The following is a 20,024-nucleotide window of genomic DNA, read 5'->3' on the forward strand; positions in this document are numbered from 1 at the left end:
AGCCCGCTCAGCGCTAGCAATGGCAGTCGCGGCCGTACTGCTGTTGTCGTCATGCGCCTCGCTCAACGTTAATGCGATACCGATTCCCGGCAACAGCTACAGCCACGGATACGACATCATTATCGAATTCGAGAACATCCTCAATTTGCCTGACCGCGCAAAGGTAGTGATGGACGGCACCAAAGTGGGTGTGGTTAAAGGCGTAGCCCTTACATCCCACGGGGTTGATGTCACAGCACGTATTGATAGCGGGGTCGCCGTTCCGTCGGACATCCATTCAGTGATGCAGCAGGCTACTGTCCTCGGCGACACCTACATTGCACTCGAAGCCGCACTGGATGCGTTACCCACTGCGCCACCGTTGAGGGCCGGTGGGCGGATCCCTGCCGCGCACACCACGTCTCCGCCGCAGCTGGAAGACACCCTTGCCAACATGGCAAATTTTGTCGGCAGCGGTGCGATTCAGCGAGCGCAAAACACGTTGATTAAGATCAATAGAATTACCCCGCCTCGACCGGAAATCCGTGCGATGGCGTCGCGTGTAGCGTTGGACTTATCTGACGTGTCAAAAAACATCGACGATGTCGACCTGTGGCTTAGGGGAGTGTCCGAAACCGCTAATGTGCTGGAAGCCAATGCTCCAGAGCTGGGGCGCTGGTTTACCCCGCAGGGTGTGACGGATTTTCATCACAACTTCATTCTGTCGCACTATCTCGCGCCGATTGTGCCAACGCTCGGGACGATCTACTACAACGGATACTGGCTCACGCCGGCACTAACGGCGCTTGCTGATTCCGCCGAAGCTTTCCAGCATTCTAAATGGGCTTTCGACGAAGAAGTGCCCCGCTGGCAGCATTTATTCACGGACTACTTCCTGCCGGAGCGGCGATATCCAGCGATCAACATCACGTCGATCAAGGGCCCGGACGGACGGGAACTATCTGGCAACATCCAAGAGGTCCTGCGGATGATCGGGGCGATGCCGTGACACGGAAATCGGCAACCGTCATTGCTTCATTCGCCGCGTTTATAGCGATGATCGCTGTGTTCGTGGCATACCTTGCTTCGCTGGGACTTCGTGTAGCCCCGCCGACGAACCGTACAACGCTCTCGATGGCGGTGGCCGACACAAATAACCTGGTCGCCGGTTCCAGTGTGTTGCTCCGCGGCGTGCCGGTCGGAAAGGTAACTTCTATCGACGCCTCGGTGGCAACCGCGAACGTCCACTTCTATGTCGCAGATCAATACAAAATCCCCGTCGACAGTGACGTCCGGCTTGAGAACCTCTCCGCGCTCGGCGAGTCCTACATTGAACTGGAGCCGCGAAGTTACGGCGGCCCCTTCTTTCGTGACGGGCAGCGTATTAAATCAGAGGCGGTAAAACAACCTCCCTCGATCACTGAACTTGCAACCAGTGTCGTGCGCGTCCTGAACCAGCTGGACCCCAAACAGCTTGGTCGCGTCGTCGGCGAGGCTGACGCGGCGCTCCCCGACCCCGCGGCGGTGCTGCCCAACCTGGCGCGCGCCAGTCTGTTAACCCGCAACACCGTCGCCGGTTTCAAGGGTCAGGGCGCAGAACTGCTCGACAATTTCCAGGTACTGCTACGCAATGCCGGCTTTGTGGGTCCCGCACTTGCCGAAGCGGCCCCGCCCGTGCGCGATCTCGGGCCGGTATTCAACATCGTTTGGAGCCACTCCCTCGAAGAGCTCTTGATGAGCATCTATCCCGCAACGGTTACGCAATTGGCCGACCTGGTCAGCCGGATTCAGAAGTTCTTGGACGACCGCGGGACCGACTTGAAGGTGTTAGGTGAAGCGACATCGTCGAACGTGGTGTTGATTGCGAACGCCTTGAAAAACTTGGACAGCAGCCAGATTCTGAGCAATCTGCTGGCGACGGTGCCCGAGGATGGCGCCGTCGAGCTGCATGTGCCGATTCCGTAAAATTAGAGAGGGCCAAAGAGGTGATGAAAACCAAGGAAGGTGTCAGCATGGCTGACGAGGGGGAAAGGCTCGAGCCAGCCGATCTGGAGGGCACTGCGTCGTCGGGAACGGTTGCAGAGCGGGAAAGCCGCGATGGCGGAAAGGCTGACATCACCAAGTCCGGTAATGCTGATGCAGCCACTGACGAGCCGGAAACCGTTGTCGTGCAGAACAAGTCCGATAGTGGAACGGCCAAAGCCACTGACTCCGCTGCCGCTGATGATGCCGCTGATGATTCTGCGGTCGACCGGAAGAAGGCCGGCAAGGCAGAGGCTCGGCGCATATCGGTGTCGGTTCGAACGCTGCTGGTGGCGACGCTGGTTTCCGCTCTGGTGGCGTCAGTGGGGGTATTGGTGTGGTTATATCTCGGCGAACGGGCAAAGCTCGACGAACAAGCACGGCAAGTCGCCAACAACAGCCACGCTGAGCGGATTGCACTCGACTACGCGGTTAACGCTGCAAAAATAGATGCCAGAGACCTGGACGTCTGGAAAAAGAACCTGGTGAAAGGCACAACGCCTGAGCTGAAGACTAAGCTCGATGAAGCCGGGAGGTCGATGGAGCAGATTTTGACTCCGCTGCAATGGAATTCAACCGCGATCCCGCTCGCCGCTAAGGTGCGGTCAAATGCCAACGGCATCTACATTGTCGATACCTTTGTAGGGGTTGAAACAAAGACAGTGCAAGCTCCAGACGGTCTGCAGTCGACCGCCACCTATGGCATTACCATTGACAGCAACCATGATTGGCAGATAAGTGATGTTGGCGGAATCGGTTCGGTCGTCGGGCAGAAGTAGAAATCGACGGCCTGCTACCAGAGTTGTGGCGCGCGCCGTCGTAAGCACACTGGTAACTACCATCGCGGCAGTCACCTGTTCGCCGGTATCGGCCGCCGAGCCACCGTCGAATCTGCAGTCGTCACTGGACGCTGCGCGAGCTGAGTATGGCTGCGCGCCATTGCAACTCGATCCTGTTCTGAACAATGTAAGTCATCGCATAGCCGGCGAAAATGCCGACTATGTCACCCACAGCCCGCGGTCTAGGACATTGCCCACCTCCGGGGAAATCCCTTTGATGGCGACCGGGACCGAAGGACTGCTGCAGGTCCTGCGAGAAGCGGGCTACAACACAAACAGGGCCCGATTACTGATCGGCTATGGCGATGACACTATGGGCGGCGACGGCGATAAGAATGCCAAAGCAGTCCAATCGGCGACAGTGGAAGGTAAGGCGCTCGGTGCTCTTTCTGACTGCTCCTACACGAAGTACGGGGCCGGTGCTGTGGACAACGTGGATACCAGCCAGGGATGGCCATCGATGCCGGCTAGAACCTTCTCCCTGATATCCGTGGTTGTGGCTGGCGCTTCCGGAACGCCCTAAGCGCACGTCCACGGGGCGTGCTTCGCAGCGTTCTGGCCTCAAAGCTGCAGTGGCGGAAGGTTGGCGCGCGAAACGGGAGCGAACAACGGCCCTGCCTCTACCGAAATCGGGAGTTCACCGGAGCCGAAGAAGAAGATCACCGCGTCGTCGGTAATGGCGAAGTTCTGGTAGTGGGACGGATCTTGCCAAACGGCTGCCGGCGCCAACTTGAACTTCCGATCCAGTTGCTGCCGCTCCAGCTCCGTCTTCACCGCAGGGTAGATCGAGGTCATGGGATTCGTGCCAGGCGCAAATAAGGTATCGAATGTCACGGGTCGGTTGTGGTCATAGTCGAAAGTGAACGACTTGAATTTGGTTCCCAGGACAGTGTTCGGATCCATGGACCTGTTGATCTTGAGCACCAGCGTTTGCGTACCGTGCCACGGCTGACCGAGTTCTGAGTAAGAGCGAATCGGCTGCCCGGATCTGTAGTGGTCGTACCTGACGGTCAACTGGTATGGCAGCCCCCGTGCCCCCGGAGACTGAGCCGCCCTGACGAATTGATCGCGAGTCTGGGTCACGAAGTCGAGCACAGGTCGGCTATCGGGATAGTCAGTCCTGAAGCGAAGATCTGAAGAGTAGGTAGGAGTTTCTTCGTAGATGCGGCAAACATTGCCCGACTGAACGTTACCGCCCATCGCCAAGCATTCGCGTTGATCGGCACTAGCGACGCCGGTAGACATATCTCCTGTCGAGACGATGACCGAAGCGCAGAAGGCGAGTGCACGCAGCGTTGCCAATGTTCGCTTGATCCGAGCGCCGCCATTAGATTTTGCCGGCGTCGCAGTGTTGCTCTGGCGGCTGCGGCTGGGCACCTCTGGTCGCATATCCGAGATCGTCGGAGTCGAGTAAGTTACCGCTGCTTTCATAGCGATGCCTCTTTCCGTTCATTGTCTGGCTCGTGGCAATCCTAGCCGGGAAACGCTAAACGGACTAACTGTTTAGCTATTTAACTCATCCATAACCCCTGGGCATCCGCCGTCATGAGCAGATCCATCCATGGCCGCGGTTGAGGCCCAGCATCGACGACCGCAGCGGCGTTGCTGTAGCTTGCGGTCGCAGCCGAGCGGTAGCGCTTCGAATTCGCTTTTTGGCTGGACGTCACAGCGCCGATCACGAGATTTTCAGTTTTCCTGCTACGCAGGCGCCTAACCCTAATCAGGCACCTAAACTGAACGCCATGTGGCCGGAGTACGAGCAAGGTCGCCGACGCGGGAAATTGCGCACAGTCGTGGGCGCGCACCTGTTCTCACATGAATGGTCGCTGGGGATGGGACTGGACCCACAAGGCCGGTTTCTGATCGCCGGCAGCGATCCGGCGCGGGTATGGGATACCGCGAGCGGTCGCTGTGTCCTGACCATTCCAAAGTTCAGCGCCGATACGGTGAATCGGGCGTTCTCCGGGGACGGACGTACTCTCATCACCGGCGGTCCAGACCGTACCGCGCGGCTGTGGGACTGCGCGTCCGGCCGGCTGGTTCGGATGCTGCGCGGTCACTGGCGATCAGTCTGCTGTGTCGCCTTGAGTGCCGACGGGCGTACGGCGGCAACAGGTTCCAGTGATGGGCGGATATGTGTGTGGGGTGTGGTGACCGGCCAGCGCCTGCACACCATGCGCGTCCATCACGGACCGATCTACTCTGTTGCGGTCAACTGCAACGGTACGGTAGCGCTGTGCGGCAACAGGGATTCGGCAACGCTGTGGGATGTCACTACTGGGCGTCGCCTGCACACCGTGGCGGACTTGGGCGGAATCGCTTGGGTCGTTCAACTCAGCGGAGATGGACGCGTCGCACTTACGCTAGCGGGCGAGACAACTCGGGTGTGGGAGACGGCAACCGGCCAAAGTGCGCATAAGTTTTCGGTTCGCACCGACTGCTGGCAGGCGACCGCACTGGCCGCTCGGGGCGACCTAGCGGTCACAGGCGGTATCGACGGAAACGCGTCGGTGTGGGATGTAAGGTCCGGAAGCTTGCGGCACACTTTGACAGGCCACACGCGCAAAGTCACCTCGGTCGCGGTCAGCGCGGACTCGCTAATTGCGTTAACCGGCAGCGAAGACGCGACCGCCCGACTTTGGGACCTCGAGTCCGCCCATTGCTTGACCACGTTCGACGAGCACGCCGCGGCGGTGGATTCGGTGGCCCTCAGCGCCGACGCGCGGATCGCTGCCACCTGTTCGCATGACCGAACACTACGAACATGGAAACTGGAATGGGACTCGGAGTCCTAAAAGTTGCAGCGCTCAAAGCGACTGACCGGACGAGTTATTAAAGCCTGTAGGCGAACGCTGTTGTGGGCTGCACAATGGATCGTGGGCACACGGGGAAGGTGAATGTGGGCCGAGGAGCATGCCGCGTGCATTTTTTCGTCATCCGAAGCAATGCCCGCGAAACTAATTGCGATACCCCGCGTTACATCACCGTGGCAGATTGGCCGGTGGTCGGTTAACGCGGCGCGACTAGGCCGTTGTCGTAGGCATACACGATTGCGGCGGCGCGGTCACGCAACTCGAGCTTGCCGAAGATCCGTCCGATGTGACTCTTGACGGTCACTCCGGAGATGCAGAGTTGGTCAGCGATCTCGTTGTTGGACAACCCTTTTCCTATCAAGGTCAGCACATCGCGCTCGCGCGCGGTGAGTCCGGCGATGTCACCGCCGACCGGCCCGGTCGCGGCCTTGCGGTAAGTATTGAGCACACGTGAGGTCACCGCGGGATCCAGGTAGCTGTCACCCCGCGCGACCGCGCGCACAGCCCGGATCAGCTCCTCGGCCGAGGAGTCCTTAAGTACGAAACCGGCCGCGCCGGCCCGCAGCGCCCCGGATAGCAGGTCGTCCTCGTTGAACGTGGTCAAGGCGAGCACCGGCGGTGTACCGCCGAGCCGTCGTGTCGCCTCTATCCCGTCGACGCGGCGCATCCGAAGGTCCATCACAACCACATCGGGTTTGTAGCAGGCTACCGCGTCGGGCACCTCATCGCCGTCGGCGCATTCGGCGACTATCACGAAACCATCTTTGCGGCGCAGGATCCGGCGCAGCCCGGAGCGCACCAGATCCTGGTCGTCGACCAGCAGGACCGCGATCTCGGGTAGTTCGTCCATCATGAGAACCGACACCTGCGCGGTCGCCGGCCGGTGCTGCCCTCATCGAGTGGAATCTCCGCGTTGACCGACCAGCCGCACTCGGTCGGGCCGACATCGATGTCGCCGCCCAGCAATTCGACGCGCTGGCGCATGCCACGCAGCCCACGACCCTCCATTGGCCGCTCATCGAGCCTTCGAACCGGCAGCTTGACTGATAGTCGGCTGTCCACCGCCAGCCGGGCAGAATGCCCGGCAATCTCAAGCCTTACAACAGATTCGGAATCAGCAGCATGTTTTGCGATGTTGGCCAGCGACTCCTGAGCGATTCGATACAGTGCCAGACCCACCGCTGGGGAGACGCAATCGGTGGACCCCTCGACGCGCAGCGTCACCTTCAGGCCGGCCCGCTCGAAATCGGTAACAAGGCCACCGATGTCGTCCACGCCAGGTTCCGGGGAAGTCGGCACAGCCTTGGCGGTTGGACCGTCGAGCAGCCCGACGGTGCGGCGGATGTCGGCCATCGCCTGCCGGCCCAGCCGCTCGGCCTGTTCGAGCGCCTCGACCGCGTCGTCGAGTTCTTCGGGGTCGCGGTCGTGCTGCAGCGCGCGCCGCACACCCGTCACGTGCAGCAGAGTGATTGATAACGAGTGCGCGATTACGTCGTGCACTTCACGGGCGATGCGCCGCCGTTCGTCGGCTGCGGCATGCTCGGCCAGCGCGTCGCGGGCTTCGAGCACTTCCACCAGCAGCCGACGGTGGGTGTACATCAGGAAGCCGATCAGCCACGCCCCGGCGATAAAGCCCAAGTAGAGCACGACGTTGTCGAGGCGGTGCAGGCCGGACGCGGCGAGCAGCAGCGCCACCGAGGACAGCGCGGCCAGCAGGCCGCCGACCGCGGCGGTCAATGTGCCCACGGCGCCAACCATCACCATCAGCAGCCCGGGTGCGAAATCACTGCGGACCGGAGTCGACGTCGCGAACAGCATGAGCGCGGTCGCCGATGTCCACGTTGCCCAGGTCCACACCGGACTGAGCTTGAGATTGATGAAGAAGAACACAATCGACGGGATCATCATGATGGCGAAAGCGGCCAGTCCGACCGGCAGGTCGGCGGAGGGCCGCTGCAGCATGGACAGCACCGCCCCGCAGACCACCAGGGTGTCGATGACGATGATTGACGACCACGTGACGCCCACTGGCAGCAACTCGCTGCGTCGGCGGAGTTGCTCCCGGAGGTAGCTGGCCGCGGCGTCCAACATTCGTCCAATCGTAGAAGAGAGTGGCAGGTGGCCACATCATGCCGGGGTCGGTACAGGCCTCCTACCGTGGTAGGAGACGAAGACCGTCCTCGGGCACGACGCGCAGCGGCGTTGGCGTTCCTAGCGTTTGAGTCATGACATGGACACTTCTGCACCAGCGCATGGCCCTGATGAAGGAACTGATCGATCTCGCTGCCACCGATCCAGAATCGGCACTGGCACAGCTGTCCCGTCCCGAGCTCGCAGCCGAGGTCACCCGGTTGTTCGGCGACGAGGAGGGACTGCTTTTGTCGTTGCGGCAACGCTGGCTGACGGCGTTGTCGGCGAAATTGGATCAGGCTGACTACGAAGGCATCTCTTCCGAACAGGCGAGAGCGGACCTGGTCGCCGCGCAGCCTGGGTTGCGGGCCCTGCTGGACGTCGCGGGCCGCCGCTCGCTGCGGATGCGCGCGTTGTCCGGCGGCGAACAACGGGTGGTCGATCTTTTTGTGGGGTCGATGGTTGATCGGCTGACTGTTGCCTGACGACGACCTCGACGAGGACGACAGTCGGCTCTCTCGGCTGCTGCACCGGCTCACCGGGCCGGCGGCAATCCTGGTCGTGGGTCTGTGGGTGGTTGCCGCCGCTGTTGGCAATCTGCTGGTACCACAACTGGAACGGGTGATCGACGGCCACTCTCGGTCTTTCATGCCGGCCCATGCCCCGAGCTCGATCGCCGCCGCGCGGGCAGCGCGACTATTCGGGGAAACTCCCAGCAACAATTTCGTCTACGTTGTGCTGGAACAAAGCGGTACCCTCAGCGCGAATGATCGCCGGTACTACGACGCGCTGACGTCGCGACTGAAAGCGGATGCACGACACGTGTATTCGGTGACCGACCTTTGGTCACAACCGGCGACCGCCGCAGGCGCACAGAGCGCCGACGGTCGCGCGGTCACCGTGATGGTGCGACTGGCCGGGATGCTGGGCACTTCCCAGGCACGCGACTCGGTCAACTCGGTGCGTGCCACCGCCAATGCGCTGTCGCCGCCGGCCGGCCTGCAGGTCCATGTCACCGGCCCCGGCGCCACGATTGTCGACGAATTCGCCGCGATCGATCGGCAGATGCTTGGGATCACCGCCGCCACGGTCGTTCTGATCCTGGCGTTGCTGCTGGTGGTGTACCGGTCGCCGACGGCTGCGGCCATCCCGCTGGTGTCGGTGGGACTGGGTTTGGCGGTTGCCCGTCCCATCGTCGCTGCCCTGGGTTTGTCTGACACCGTTGAGGTGTCGCTGTTCTCTGTGGCGTTAATGGCCGCGATGACGCTGGGTGCGGGTACCGACTACGCGATCTTCCTGATCGGCCGTTATCACGAAGGCCGTCGGCGCGGTGTGCCGCCAACCCGGGCACTGCTGCAGGCGCATCGTGCCGTCGCACCGGTGGTGATCGGATCGGCGCTGACGGTCTCGGTGGCATTGTCCTGCCTGGGCTTCGCCGAAGTGGGGATGTTGCGCAGCACCGGGATACCTTGCGCGATAGGGATTTCGGTGACCATGTTGGCGGCACTCACGCTAACGCCGGCGTTGATGGGCCTGGCCGCACGCCGCGGATACCTGGAACCCCGACCCTCGACGACAGCTCGGCGCTGGCGCCGCGTCGGGACGTCGGTGGCACGCTGGCCCGGCCCGATTCTTATCACCGCGGGTGCGCTGACCATGCTGGCGGCGCTTCCGCTGACCGGCATGAAGGTGGGCTGGGACGAACCCGCGGCGACGCCCTCGGACACCGACTCTAGCCGCGGCTACGCCTCGGCCGACCGGCACTTCGCGTCTGACGCGCTGCTGCCCGACGTCGTCACCGTCCAGACAGACCACGACCTGCGCAACCCGGCCGGGCTGATCGCGATCGAGCGGATCAGTCGGCAGATTATGGCGATCCCCGGAGTGCGAGCGGTGCAGTCGGCGACCCGTCCCGACGGCAAAGTACCCGAACAGGCAACGCTGAGCTTTCAGGCCGGGGAACTAGGCCGCCGATTCAACGAGGCGGTCGACTCGCTGACCGCGCGCCTGGACCGCGTCTCCGAACTGGACCAAGCGCTCGCCCAAACCCAGACCGCGGTGGACCGGATGGGTGGGGGACTGCGCGGCGGCAGCGCGGGCCTCGCCGACATGTCCTCGGCGGCAACGGATATGCGGGCCGGCGTGGACGGAGTGCAACGCACGGTGACCACCGTGTCCGGATACCTCGACCCGCTGCGCGACTTCGTCGCCGGGACCCCGAACTGCGCCGCGAACCCGTTGTGCGCGACCGTCGACCGCGTACTGCAACCCATCGACGGGTTGCTGCAGACATCCACTCGAATCGGTGACGGCGCCGCGAAGCTGACCCGCGGGTCGAACACCGCCGCCGACGCGCTGGCGGGACTCCCGCAATCGGTCGCTGCTATGAACGACGCTTTGGGACAAGCCCGTTCGGCCACCCGCGAATTGCTCAGCCTGCGTGAGTCGATCGGGCCGCAGTTACGCCAACTGACCGACTATCTCAGCGAGATCGACACGCAGTTCCGGGGCAGCTCGGCATCGGGTTTCTTCATGCCGCAACGGGCGCTGTCCGACCCGCGTTACCGCGAGGTACTGAACCGACTCGTCTCGGCCGACGGACACGCCACTTTCCTGTTGGTCTATGGCGACGGCGGCGAGTGGGGTGGCGCCGGAGCCGCGCGGGCACAACAGGTGCGTGCGGCGGTCCAGCAGGCGACCAAAGAAGGGACGCTGACTCCGACCGGGATCGACCTGGCCGGTGTCGGACCCGTGACCTCGGACCTGCAGCGGGCGGTCGGCCGCGACACCTTGTTGCTGGTGGCGGCGGCGCTGGTGCTGATCTTCCTGATCGTCACGGCCATGCTGCGCAGCCCGGTGGCCGGCCTGGTGGTCGTGGGCACCGTGCTCGCCTCTTTCGCGTCGGCGTTGGGCGCCAGCGTGGTGATCTGGCAGTACCTGCTGCATCAGCCGCTGCACTGGGCGGTCGCGCCCATTGCGTTCATTGCCCTGATTGCCGTCGGCGCCGACTACAACCTGCTGCTCGCGCTGCGCATCAAACACGAGGCCGCGGCCGGACTCAAGACCGGGATCATCCGGGCGTTCGGCGGCACCGGCGGTGTGGTCACCACCGCGGGCATTGTCTTCGGGATCACCATGCTGGCGCTGCTGGCCAGCAGTGTGCTGTCCATCGCCCAGGTCGGGACCACCATCGCGGTCGGCCTATTGCTCGACACCCTGGTGGTGCGGGCGTTCGTGGTGCCCTCGCTGGTGGCGCTGCTCGGGCGCTGGTTCTGGTGGCCACGTCGCGGCGCGCCGCGACGTCCACCGCGCGAATCCGCCACCGCGCTCAGTGCCGATCGGGCCGCTGCGGAGTTGCTCGGCTAAGGTTCCAAGGCTGTGCGTGCCTAGTTGTGCGTGAAGGCCGGGAGCCGGCTCTAGCCGCGGGTAACCTTGCCCGCTTTGATGCACGATGTGCAGACGTTCAGCCGCTGCTTGTTGCCGCCTGGACGGGTCACCGCGTGCACCGTCTGGACGTTGGGGTTCCACCGGCGGCTGGTGCGGCGGTGGGAGTGCGACACCGACTTACCGAAGCCGGGGCCTTTCCCGCAGATATCGCACACAGCGGCCATGGTTCAAACTCCTCAAGTCTGTTGCTGGGTCCGGCGACCCCTGATGGGTCGGCCGACCTGAGCCGGAATAGCCCGGGTGGACCCAGGCCGTCCCACAATACCGACTGCAGTCGGCAACCACCAAAACGGCCGGGCCACCGCGACGCGCCGTGACCAGTGCTGTCGGCCTAGCTGGATAGGCTTTTGCACTGGCTCACGCGGCGGCGGGCCCGAAGCTACGCTGGCGCGCATCGGGGACCTCGAAAATTGCGCCGTGATGCACCGTCGAGCCCGGGCAAAGGAGGTGGGGTCGGGTTGAACGCCGCGGAAAGCCGCCTGGATCGGCTGTTGGACGGGCCGGCCCTGCGCGACTGGGCGCATGCCGTCGTGAGCGACCTGATCACCCATATCGACGAGATCAACCGGCTCAATGTCTTCCCCGTCGCAGACTCCGACACGGGCACGAACATGCTGTTCACCATGCGTTCGGCGCTCGCCGAGGCGGACGCCGAAGCTGGGCGCCGCAACGACGCCCCCCTTGGCGTCGCCCGGGTCGCGGCGGCGCTGTCAGCGGGTGCGCTCAACGGGGCCCGCGGCAATTCCGGGGTGATCCTGTCGCAGATCCTTCGCGGGTTCGCCGACGCGACCGCCAAGGCCCCCGCCCTGCCGGCTATCGACCCCGCGGCGCTGGCCGCGGCGCTGTGGCGCGGAGTCGAGCTGGTCGTCGCCTCGATGGGCGGCGAAGAGATTCCCGGCACCATCGTGTCGGTGTTGCGGGCGGCCGCCGACGCTGTCGAACAATGCGCTGCCGCCAGCGAGTCACTGGGCCGGGCGGTTGTCGCGGCCGGTGACGCGGCGGTGGTAGCGCTGGAAAAGACGCCCGAGCAGCTCGAGGTGCTCGCCGACGCGGGGGTAGTGGATGCCGGCGGACGCGGCCTGCTGGTGATGCTGGACTCGCTGCGGGCCACGATTACCGGGAAAGTGCCGGCCCGGTCGGTCTACGAACCGGCACCACGCTCGTCGGCGATCGATTCAGCGCCTAGCCGCCCGGCCCCGCAATTCGAGGTCATGTACTTGTTGACCGGCTGCGACGCGTCAGCCGCGGACACGTTGCGACAGCGACTCGACGAACTGGGGGATTCGGTGGCCATCGCCGCCGCGCCCCCCAAGAGCTACTCCGTACACGTCCACACCGACGACGCGGGCGCCGCGGTGGAGGCGGGTATAGCGGCAGGTCAGTTGAGTCGGATCGTGGTCTCGGCGCTCAGTTCCGGCGCCACCGGGCTGCCCGCCGGCAGCTGGACCAAGGAACGTGCGGTACTCGCCGTCGTCGACGGCGACGGGGCCGAGGAGTTGTTCGCCGGTGAGGGCGCCAGCGTGTTGCGTCCGGACCGGGACACCCCCGGCATCAGTGCGCATCAACTAGTCCGTGCGGTGGTGGACACCGGCGCCGCGCAGGTCATGGTGCTGCCCAACGGATATGTGGCCGCCGAGGAACTGGTCGCCGGGTGTACCGCGGCCATCGGCTGGGGTGTGGACGTGGTGCCGGTGCCGACGGGTTCGATGGTGCAAGGACTCGCCGCGCTGGCCGTGCACGATACGGGTCGCCAGGCCGTCGACGACGGCTACACCATGGCACGCGCCGCCGGGGCGGCGCGGCACGGATCGGTACGCGTGGCCACCGAGAACGCGTTGACCTGGGCGGGCACCTGCAAGCCGGGCGACGGGCTGGGTATCGCTGGCGATGAGGTGCTGATCGTCGCCGACGACGTGCCCGCGGCTGCGATCGGCTTGCTTGACTTGCTGATGGCGTCTGGCGGCGACCTGATCACCGTGTTGATGGGAGCCGAGGTCGACGGCGACGACGTCGCCGCGGATGTTGAGAATGTGCTGGAGCGACACATGCACGACCACCACCCCGGCAGCGAGCTGGTGGTGTACCGCACCGGGCACCGCGGCGACGTGCTGCTGATCGGGGTGGAGTAGTGGCCACGCTGAACGATCGGCTCGACTACCTGTTGACGGACAAGTCCATCGCCCTACTCGAGGAGCACTTCGGTATCCGTACCGTCGGCGAGCTGCTTCGGCACTATCCGCGGAGTTATGTCAGGCGTACTGAGACACGCGGTCTCGACGATGAGCGGCCCGAGCCCGGCGAGCACATCACCCTTGTGGACGTCATCACGAAGACCGAATCGTTCCCGATGAAGAAGACGCCACGGCGAAAATGTCTGCGCATCACGCTCGGCAGTGGCGCTACCAAGGTGACCGCCACCTTCTTCAACGCGGACTACATCTCGAAGGTGCTCACCAAAGACGCCAAGGTGATGCTGTCCGGGGAGGTCGGCTACTTCAAAAGCACCATGCAACTCACCCACCCGGCGTTCCTGGTGCTCGACTCGGCGGATGGCAAGAACCACGGCACCGTCTCGCTGCGCAGCATCGCCAACGCTTCGAATCAGACGCGCGGCGAAGTGGCCTTGGAAGAGTTCGAGCGGCCCTTCTTCCCGATCTATCCGGCCAGCGCCAAGCTGCAGAGCTGGGACATCTTCGCATGTGTCCGGCAGGTGCTCGACGTGCTCGATCCGGTACCCGACCCGCTGCCCGCCGACGTACTTGCCGTGCACGACCTGATCTCTGAAGACGAAGCGCTGCGCGCGATCCACCTGGCCGAGGACGAATCCCAGCGCGAGCGCGCCCGGCGGCGGCTAACCTTCGACGAGGCCGTCGGCCTGCAATGGGCACTTGCTGGTCGCCGGCACGGCGAACTGTCGGAATCGGGTCCGCCGGCATCGCCGCGTTCCAACGGGTTGGCAGCGGAGTTGCTGAGGCGGTTACCTTTTGCGCTGACTGACGGGCAACGCGAGGTGCTCGATGAGCTGTCCGACGAGCTGGCGTTGACACGCCCGATGAACCGCCTGCTGCAGGGCGAGGTTGGGTCGGGTAAGACCATCGTCGCACTGCTGGCGATGATGCAGATGGTCGACGCCGGCTACCAGTGCGCTCTGCTGGCACCGACAGAAGTTCTTGCTGCACAACATCTTTCGTCGATCAACAACATGTTGGGCCCGTTGGCGATGGGCGGCCTGCTAGGGGGCGACGATCGTGCCACCCAGTTGGCCCTGCTGACCGGTTCCATGACGCCGGCGCACAAGAAGAAGGTGCGAGCCCAGATCGCGGGCGGCGAGGTCGGTATCGTCGTCGGCACCCACGCCCTGCTGCAGGACTCCGTGCAGTTTCACAAACTGGGCATGGTCGTGGTCGACGAACAACATCGGTTCGGCGTCGAGCAACGAGATCAGTTGCGCGCCAAGGCGCCTGACGGCATCACCCCGCACCTGCTGGTGATGACCGCCACGCCGATTCCGCGGACAGTGGCGCTCACGGTGTACGGCGACCTGGAGACATCGACGTTGCGCGAGTTGCCGAGGGGACGCCAGCCGATCACCAGCAACGTGATCTTTGTCAACCAACATCGGGCCTGGCTCGACCGGGCTTGGCAGCGTATCCGGGAGGAGATCGCCGCCGGCCGGCAGGCATACGTGGTGACCCCGCGCATCGACGAGGGCGAAGCCGACAACAAAACAGACGGTGCCCGATCGTCGGCGACTGCCGAGGGCACCTTCGCTCGGCTGCAATCTGCCGAGCTCGCGGGCCTTCGGCTGGGTCTCATGCACGGTCGGTTGCCCGCCGAGGAGAAAGACGCCGCGATGGCCGCCTTCCGCGCCGGCGACCTCGACGTGCTGGTGTGTACCACGGTGATCGAGGTTGGTGTCGACGTGCCCAACGCCACCGTCATGTTGGTGCTCGACGCCGACCGGTTCGGCATCAGCCAATTGCATCAGCTGCGTGGCCGCATCGGCCGTGGCGAGCATCCCAGCGTGTGTCTGTTGGTCAGCTGGTCTTCGGAGGGATCGACGGCCGGCAAGCGACTCAAAGCCGTCGCCGCGACGATGGACGGCTTCGCCCTGGCGGACCTGGACCTCGAGGAGCGCAAAGAAGGAGACGTGCTGGGCCGCAACCAGTCTGGACGGGCGATCACCCTGAGGCTGCTGTCGTTGGCCGATCATCTGGAGTTCATCGAGGCCGCCCGTGACTATTGCGTTGTCGCTTACGCCAAGAACCCCGACGACACCGGATTGGCGTCCTTGGCAGCGCGTTTCACCGACACCGAACAGATCGAATACCTGGACAAATCATGACCCGCAGGACGCTGCTGTGGCTTGCGGCAATCGCCGCGCTGGCGCTGGTGGTTGCCTACCAGACGTTGGGGTCCTCCTCGTCCCGGCATGCCGACGAATTCGCCGCACGCGCCGACGTCCCGACGGTGCAACCGGGCGACGACGTGCTGTCCGGCGTCGCCGTGGTGCCGTTGCGCATTCGCCGCTATGACTACCTGCGGGCCGCCTACGGCCCGGCGTGGGACGACGAGAACGACGCGCCGCTCGGCCACAACGGCTGCGACACCCGCGACGACATCCTCAACCGCGACCTGGTGGACGTCACGCACGTGTACACCAAGCGGTGCCCCGACGCCGTAGCTACCGGCACCTTGCACGACCCGTACACCAACACCGTCATCGCTTTCCAGCGCGGCCCCAAGGTGGGCGAAGCGGTGCAGATCGACCACATCGTGCCGCTCTCCTACGCGTGGGACATGGGTGCTTACGCCTGGCCGGCCGCGGAGCGGAAGCGCTTCGCCAACGACCCCGCCAACCTGCTGGCCGTGCAGGGGCAGGCCAATCAGGACAAGGGCGACTCGCCGCCGGCGCAGTGGATGCCGCCCAATGCGGCGTTCGCCTGCCAGTACGGCATGCAGTTCATCGCGGTGCTGCGCGGCTACGAGTTACCCGTGGATCTGGCGTCCAGCTTGATGCTGCGTCAGGCGGCAGCCACCTGCCCCGCCCGTTAACCGCCGCGCCCGCCCTTTCGGCGCCGCGTCTCTTTACCGCCGCATCTCTTTACCGCGGGGGTCGTAGAAGAGGGGCGGCGAGGACGAAGGACGAAGGGGGTCAGGTTCCGGCGTAGGTGTCCGGATCCGGACGGAACCGGGTGCCGTCGTCGAGCCCGTTCAACGCGTCCATGTGCTCAGTGGCGAGTTCGAAGCCGAAGACATCCAGGTTGCTTGCGATGTGCTCGGGCTTGGCCGACCGAAAGACAACCGAATTGCCCAGCTGCACGTTCCAGCGCAATAACACCTGAGCTGGCGTTTTGCCGTACTCGTCGGCGACCGACGTCACCGTCGGGTTGTCGTTCAACTTGCCCAGCGCCAGGGGGGTGTAGGACTGCGTCACCACCTCGTGCTCGGCGTTGGAGTTACGCAGCTCCTGCTGGTTGAGCAGCGGGTGCAGCTCGATCTGGTTGACAGCCGGCGTGACGAACGTCAGGTCAATGACCATCGACAGGTGCTCGGCGGTGAAGTTGGAGACTCCAATCGAGCGGGCGTGCTCGTTGCCGCGGCATTGGATCAGCCCACCAAAGGAGTCAACGTACTTGCCCAGCGAGGCGGCCGGCCAGTGAATCAGGTAGAGGTCGACGTAGTCCAAACCCAGCCGTTCCAGGCTGCGCTGGCAGGCGTCCTGCGAACTCTGGAAACCCTGCTCGGCGGTGGCGAGTTTGGTGGTGACGAACAACTCGGCGCGGGGAATGCCCGAGGCTGCGAGCGCGCGGCCTACCGCTGCCTCATTGCCGTAGGCGGCGGCGGTGTCGATGAGCCGGCAGCCCACCTCCAGCGCGGCCGAGACTGCGCGTTCGGTCTCGTCCTCCGACAAGTCCGCGGTTCCAAGACCGAGCACCGGAATGGTGTTCTCGTCATTGAGGGTTATCGAGGGGATCGAAGCGGCGCCCGACTCGCCAGTCAACGTCATCACCTGCCTATTGAATTCGAACCTATGAAATTTGACGGTCTACGGATGAAGCCAAGCCGGGTGCTGTTCAAATCGCCGGCTTGGGGATCACATACTACCGAGTTGAATATGCCACCTAACCAATGCATCGGTCCGTGTCCGTACAGTTGTCGCGGGGTATGCGAGCTAACGGCAGCGAAGCAATTTCTGAGGGAGTGGCCGATGACTAATAGTCTGCCAGGCGCACCGGAGCTTCATCCGGGAGCAACGGACGAACCGACCGGGTGGATGGGTCGCGTGCAGAACACCGTCACCGCCGTCGGCGTAAAGGTGATCCCATGGATTCCGGCTGGGGCCAAACGGCTGCTGACCCGCGGTCGTTCGGTGATTATCGACGGCAACACCCTCGACCCGACCCTGCAACTGATGCTGACCGGTTTACGGGCCGTCGGCATCGACGGGCTGGTGGTGGACGACGACGCGGCCGTCTCGCGGGCGTTCATGCGCCAGACCATGGTCGACATGCCGGGTCCGCAGATCCACGTCGAAGTCGACGAGATCACGTTGCCCGGACCGGCAGGCGACATCACGGCACGGCACTACCGGCCGCCCGGGGACGCGCCAACGCCGCTGCTGGTCTTCTACCACGGTGGCGGCTTTGCCCTCGGCGACCTGGACAGCTATGACGCCCTCTGCCGGTTGACCTGCCGCGACGCGGGAATCCACGTGCTGTCAGTCGACTACCGGCTGGCGCCCGAACACCCGGCGCCGGCCGCGATCGACGATGTCTATGCCGCATTCCAATGGGCCTGGGAGCATGCCGAGGCACTCGGTGCCCTACCCGGGCGGGTCGCGGTCGGAGGCGACAGCGCCGGCGGCAACCTGGCAGCAGTGGTCTGCCAGCTGGCGCGAGACAGCGGCGGACCCGCCCCGGTGCTGCAGTGGCTGATCTACCCGCGGACCGATTTCACCGCGCAGACCCGTTCGCTAAGCCTGTTCGCACGCGGCTTCCTGCTGACCAAACGCGACATCGACTGGTTCACGGCGCAATATCTGCGCAACTCCGGCATTGATGCGACGGATCCCCGGGTCTCGCCGGCGCGCGCCGAGTCCCTGTCGGGGCTGGCACCGGCGCTGATCGCGGTCGCCGGATTCGACCCGTTGCGCGATGAAGGTCAGGACTACGCCACCGCGTTGCGTGCCGCCGACACCCCCGTCGACCTGCGCTACCTGGGTTCGTTGACGCACGGCTTCGCCAATCTGTTTCAGCTCGGAGGCGACAGCGCCGCGGCGACGACGGAGCTGATCTCGGCGCTGCGCGCGCACCTGAGCCGGTGCTGACCGTTGCCGGCAGCACCGTCGGTACTCTAGAGGCGCCCGTGCAGCGGGTGCCGCCAACGAACGTGAGGAAGCTGTGGCCGACAAACGAAAGCGCCCCGCGCGACTTGACCTGAAGTCCGCCGACGGCAAATCCGGCCGACTCATCCAAATCGCCGGCACCGCGATCGTGGTGATCTTCGCCGTCGCCCTGGTCTCCTACATCGTCATCTCGAAGCAGCACAAGAACGGCCCCATCGACGCCCACGGCGCCGTCGTCGTCACGTCGAGCAAGCTCGTCACCGACAACGGCAAGCCCAAGGCGGAGGTGCAGTTCTTCGAAGACTTCCTGTGCCCGGCGTGCGGCAACTTCGAGCGCGGCTTCGGGCCCACTGTCTCCAAGCTGATCGACATCGGCGCGATCGCCGCCGATTACACGATGGTGGCCATCCTGGACAGTACGCACACCCAGAACTATTCGTCGCGGGCGGCTGCGGCCGGCTACTGCGTCGCCGACGAGTCCATCGAAGCGTTCCGCAGGTTCCATGAGGCGCTGTACAGCCAGGACATCCAGCCGTCCGAGACCGGCACCACATTCCCCGACAACGCGCGGCTGATCGAGATCGCCCGGCAGGCCGGCGCCGCGGGCACAGTCCCGGACTGCATCAACAGTGGCAAGTACGTCGCCAAGGTGACCGGGTTGGCTTCCGCCAACGACATTCACGGGACCCCGACGGTCAGGATCAACGGCGCCGAGTACCAGTGGTCGACTCCGGCGGCCTTCGTCGACAAGATCAAGGGAATCGTCGGCAACATTCCCGGCATCGACGAGGTCGCCGCGGCGGCGAAGTCCTGAGGAACGTGTTCGCGGAACCAGCCGAACAATTCGAGGCCAGCGGTGCGGCGGCACCCCGGGTGCCCGTGCTCAGCGCGTGGTGGACGCTGATCGGCGGCGTGATCGGGCTGATCGCGTCGGTCACGCTGACGGTGGAGAAGATCGAGCTGCTGCGCAACTCGTCGTATGTGCCGTCGTGCAACATCAATCCGATCGTGTCCTGCGGTTCGGTGATGGTGACACGGCAAGCGTCGCTGCTGGGTTTTCCGAATCCGCTGCTGGGCATCGCGGGGTTTACCGTCGTGGTGGTCACCGGGGTGCTGGCGGTGACGAAAGTGCAGCTGCCGAGCTGGTATTGGGCGGGACTGGCGAGCGGTCTGTTGATTGGCGCCGGCCTGGTGCACTGGCTGATCTTCCAAAGTCTGTACCGCATCGGGGCGCTGTGCCCCTACTGCATGGTGGTATGGGCGGTTACCGTCACGCTATTGGTTGTGGTGCTGTCGATTCTGGTGCGCCCGAACGCCGACTCGGCTGCCGCGCTGCGGTTGCTCTTCGGCTGGCGGTGGTCGCTGGTGACGTTCTGGTTCACCGCCGTTTTCCTGCTGATTTTGGTTCGGTTCTGGAATTATTGGTCGACACTCATCTGAGTTAGG

17 protein-coding genes are annotated in these 20,024 nt (G+C 64.3%); 12 read left to right on the forward strand and 5 right to left on the reverse strand.

The annotated features are described in order from the left end of the window. The first annotated feature begins 19 nt into the window (after positions 1 to 19). From H0P51_RS09770 to H0P51_RS09780, 3 genes are all read left to right on the forward strand, one after another. A complete protein-coding gene (locus H0P51_RS09770) occupies positions 20 to 988 on the forward strand; it encodes an MlaD family protein (RefSeq protein WP_246398535.1) in 969 nt (322 codons plus the stop codon). Positions 989 to 1,035: 47 nt separating this feature from the next. Beyond that, positions 1,036 to 1,944: an MlaD family protein gene (locus H0P51_RS09775; RefSeq protein ID WP_180918863.1), complete on the forward strand. Its 909-nt coding sequence runs from the start codon at positions 1,036 to 1,038 to the stop codon at positions 1,942 to 1,944. A gap of 203 nt (positions 1,945 to 2,147) precedes the next feature. After that, the gene (locus tag H0P51_RS09780) at positions 2,148 to 2,780 is read left to right on the forward strand and encodes a hypothetical protein (protein WP_180918864.1); all 633 of its coding nucleotides are present in this window, start codon (positions 2,148 to 2,150) and stop codon (positions 2,778 to 2,780) included. Between the two features lie 621 nt (positions 2,781 to 3,401). On the opposite strand, the gene H0P51_RS09785 is transcribed toward H0P51_RS09780, so the two are convergent. After that, on the reverse strand, positions 3,402 to 4,271 hold the full coding sequence (locus H0P51_RS09785) for an esterase (protein WP_180917721.1): 870 nt from the start codon (positions 4,269 to 4,271) through the stop codon (positions 3,402 to 3,404). 311 nt (positions 4,272 to 4,582) lie between these two features. On the opposite strand from H0P51_RS09785, the gene H0P51_RS09790 reads away from it, so the two are divergent. After that, complete coding sequence (locus tag H0P51_RS09790; RefSeq protein WP_180917722.1) at positions 4,583 to 5,635, forward strand: WD40 repeat domain-containing protein; 1,053 nt, start codon at positions 4,583 to 4,585, stop codon at positions 5,633 to 5,635. Positions 5,636 to 5,849: 214 nt separating this feature from the next. Here H0P51_RS09790 and H0P51_RS09795 read toward each other — a convergent pair whose 3' ends face one another. Together H0P51_RS09795 and H0P51_RS09800 are read right to left on the reverse strand one after the other, a co-directional pair. Further along, complete coding sequence (locus tag H0P51_RS09795) at positions 5,850 to 6,506, reverse strand: response regulator transcription factor (protein WP_180917723.1); 657 nt, start codon at positions 6,504 to 6,506, stop codon at positions 5,850 to 5,852. Beyond that, positions 6,503 to 7,744 (reverse strand): sensor histidine kinase, encoded by a 1,242-nt coding sequence (locus H0P51_RS09800; RefSeq protein WP_180917724.1) that lies wholly within the window; start codon positions 7,742 to 7,744, stop codon positions 6,503 to 6,505. Before H0P51_RS09800 ends, H0P51_RS09795 begins: the two co-directional genes overlap by 4 nt. 134 nt (positions 7,745 to 7,878) lie before the next feature. Between H0P51_RS09800 and H0P51_RS09805 the strand changes: the two genes are divergently transcribed. Next, entirely contained in the window at positions 7,879 to 8,268 is a 390-nt protein-coding gene (locus tag H0P51_RS09805; RefSeq protein ID WP_180917725.1) for a hypothetical protein, read from the forward strand. A gap of 37 nt (positions 8,269 to 8,305) precedes the next feature. Next, on the forward strand, positions 8,306 to 11,149 hold the full coding sequence (locus H0P51_RS09810; RefSeq protein ID WP_425489037.1) for an MMPL/RND family transporter: 2,844 nt from the start codon (positions 8,306 to 8,308) through the stop codon (positions 11,147 to 11,149). Between the two features lie 50 nt (positions 11,150 to 11,199). On the opposite strand, the gene rpmB is transcribed toward H0P51_RS09810, so the two are convergent. Next, on the reverse strand, positions 11,200 to 11,394 hold the full coding sequence (rpmB, locus tag H0P51_RS09815) for a 50S ribosomal protein L28 (RefSeq protein ID WP_036354526.1): 195 nt from the start codon (positions 11,392 to 11,394) through the stop codon (positions 11,200 to 11,202). A gap of 327 nt (positions 11,395 to 11,721) precedes the next feature. Between rpmB and H0P51_RS09820 the strand changes: the two genes are divergently transcribed. From H0P51_RS09820 to H0P51_RS09830, 3 genes are read left to right on the forward strand one after another with little or no spacing between them, the layout of a single operon-like run. Continuing rightward, positions 11,722 to 13,359: a DAK2 domain-containing protein gene (locus H0P51_RS09820; protein WP_180918865.1), complete on the forward strand. Its 1,638-nt coding sequence runs from the start codon at positions 11,722 to 11,724 to the stop codon at positions 13,357 to 13,359. Then, complete coding sequence (gene recG / locus H0P51_RS09825; protein WP_180917727.1) at positions 13,359 to 15,575, forward strand: ATP-dependent DNA helicase RecG; 2,217 nt, start codon at positions 13,359 to 13,361, stop codon at positions 15,573 to 15,575. The genes H0P51_RS09820 and recG overlap by 1 nt, the downstream gene beginning before the upstream one ends. Next, a complete protein-coding gene (locus H0P51_RS09830) occupies positions 15,572 to 16,285 on the forward strand; it encodes an HNH endonuclease family protein (RefSeq protein WP_180917728.1) in 714 nt (237 codons plus the stop codon). Before recG ends, H0P51_RS09830 begins: the two co-directional genes overlap by 4 nt. Before the next feature lie 100 nt (positions 16,286 to 16,385). On the opposite strand, the gene H0P51_RS09835 is transcribed toward H0P51_RS09830, so the two are convergent. Continuing rightward, complete coding sequence (locus H0P51_RS09835; RefSeq protein ID WP_180918866.1) at positions 16,386 to 17,234, reverse strand: aldo/keto reductase; 849 nt, start codon at positions 17,232 to 17,234, stop codon at positions 16,386 to 16,388. 207 nt (positions 17,235 to 17,441) lie between these two features. Here H0P51_RS09835 and H0P51_RS09840 point away from each other — a divergent pair, with 207 nt between their 5' ends. The 3 genes from H0P51_RS09840 to H0P51_RS09850 all read left to right on the forward strand — a co-directional run bounded on the left by H0P51_RS09840 (position 17,442) and on the right by H0P51_RS09850 (position 20,018). Continuing rightward, positions 17,442 to 18,560, forward strand: a complete 1,119-nt coding sequence (locus tag H0P51_RS09840; protein WP_180917729.1) for an alpha/beta hydrolase — start codon at positions 17,442 to 17,444, stop codon at positions 18,558 to 18,560. Between the two features lie 73 nt (positions 18,561 to 18,633). Continuing rightward, complete coding sequence (locus H0P51_RS09845; RefSeq protein ID WP_180917730.1) at positions 18,634 to 19,392, forward strand: DsbA family protein; 759 nt, start codon at positions 18,634 to 18,636, stop codon at positions 19,390 to 19,392. A 5-nt stretch (positions 19,393 to 19,397) separates the two neighbouring features. Next, positions 19,398 to 20,018, forward strand: a complete 621-nt coding sequence (locus H0P51_RS09850) for a vitamin K epoxide reductase family protein (protein ID WP_180917731.1) — start codon at positions 19,398 to 19,400, stop codon at positions 20,016 to 20,018. The last annotated feature ends 6 nt before the right edge of the window (positions 20,019 to 20,024 follow it).

The sequence above is a fragment of the Mycobacterium vicinigordonae genome, from assembly GCF_013466425.1.
GTDB classification, from domain to species: domain Bacteria; phylum Actinomycetota; class Actinomycetes; order Mycobacteriales; family Mycobacteriaceae; genus Mycobacterium; species Mycobacterium vicinigordonae.

Bases quoted from the DNA above. Each gene is read 5' to 3' on its own strand.
- H0P51_RS09770 (WP_246398535.1), top strand. From the start codon at position 20: ATGGCAGTCGCGGCCGTACTGCTGTTGTCGTCATGCGCCTCGCTCAAC.
- H0P51_RS09775 (WP_180918863.1), top strand. From the start codon at position 1,036: ATGATCGCTGTGTTCGTGGCATACCTTGCTTCGCTGGGACTTCGTGTA.
- H0P51_RS09785 (WP_180917721.1), bottom strand. From the start codon at position 4,271: ATGAAAGCAGCGGTAACTTACTCGACTCCGACGATCTCGGATATGCGA.
- H0P51_RS09790 (WP_180917722.1), top strand. From the start codon at position 4,583: ATGTGGCCGGAGTACGAGCAAGGTCGCCGACGCGGGAAATTGCGCACA.
- H0P51_RS09795 (WP_180917723.1), bottom strand. From the start codon at position 6,506: ATGATGGACGAACTACCCGAGATCGCGGTCCTGCTGGTCGACGACCAG.
- H0P51_RS09800 (WP_180917724.1), bottom strand. From the start codon at position 7,744: ATGTTGGACGCCGCGGCCAGCTACCTCCGGGAGCAACTCCGCCGACGC.
- H0P51_RS09805 (WP_180917725.1), top strand. From the start codon at position 7,879: ATGACATGGACACTTCTGCACCAGCGCATGGCCCTGATGAAGGAACTG.
- rpmB (WP_036354526.1), bottom strand. From the start codon at position 11,394: ATGGCCGCTGTGTGCGATATCTGCGGGAAAGGCCCCGGCTTCGGTAAG.
- H0P51_RS09830 (WP_180917728.1), top strand. From the start codon at position 15,572: ATGACCCGCAGGACGCTGCTGTGGCTTGCGGCAATCGCCGCGCTGGCG.
- H0P51_RS09840 (WP_180917729.1), top strand. From the start codon at position 17,442: ATGACTAATAGTCTGCCAGGCGCACCGGAGCTTCATCCGGGAGCAACG.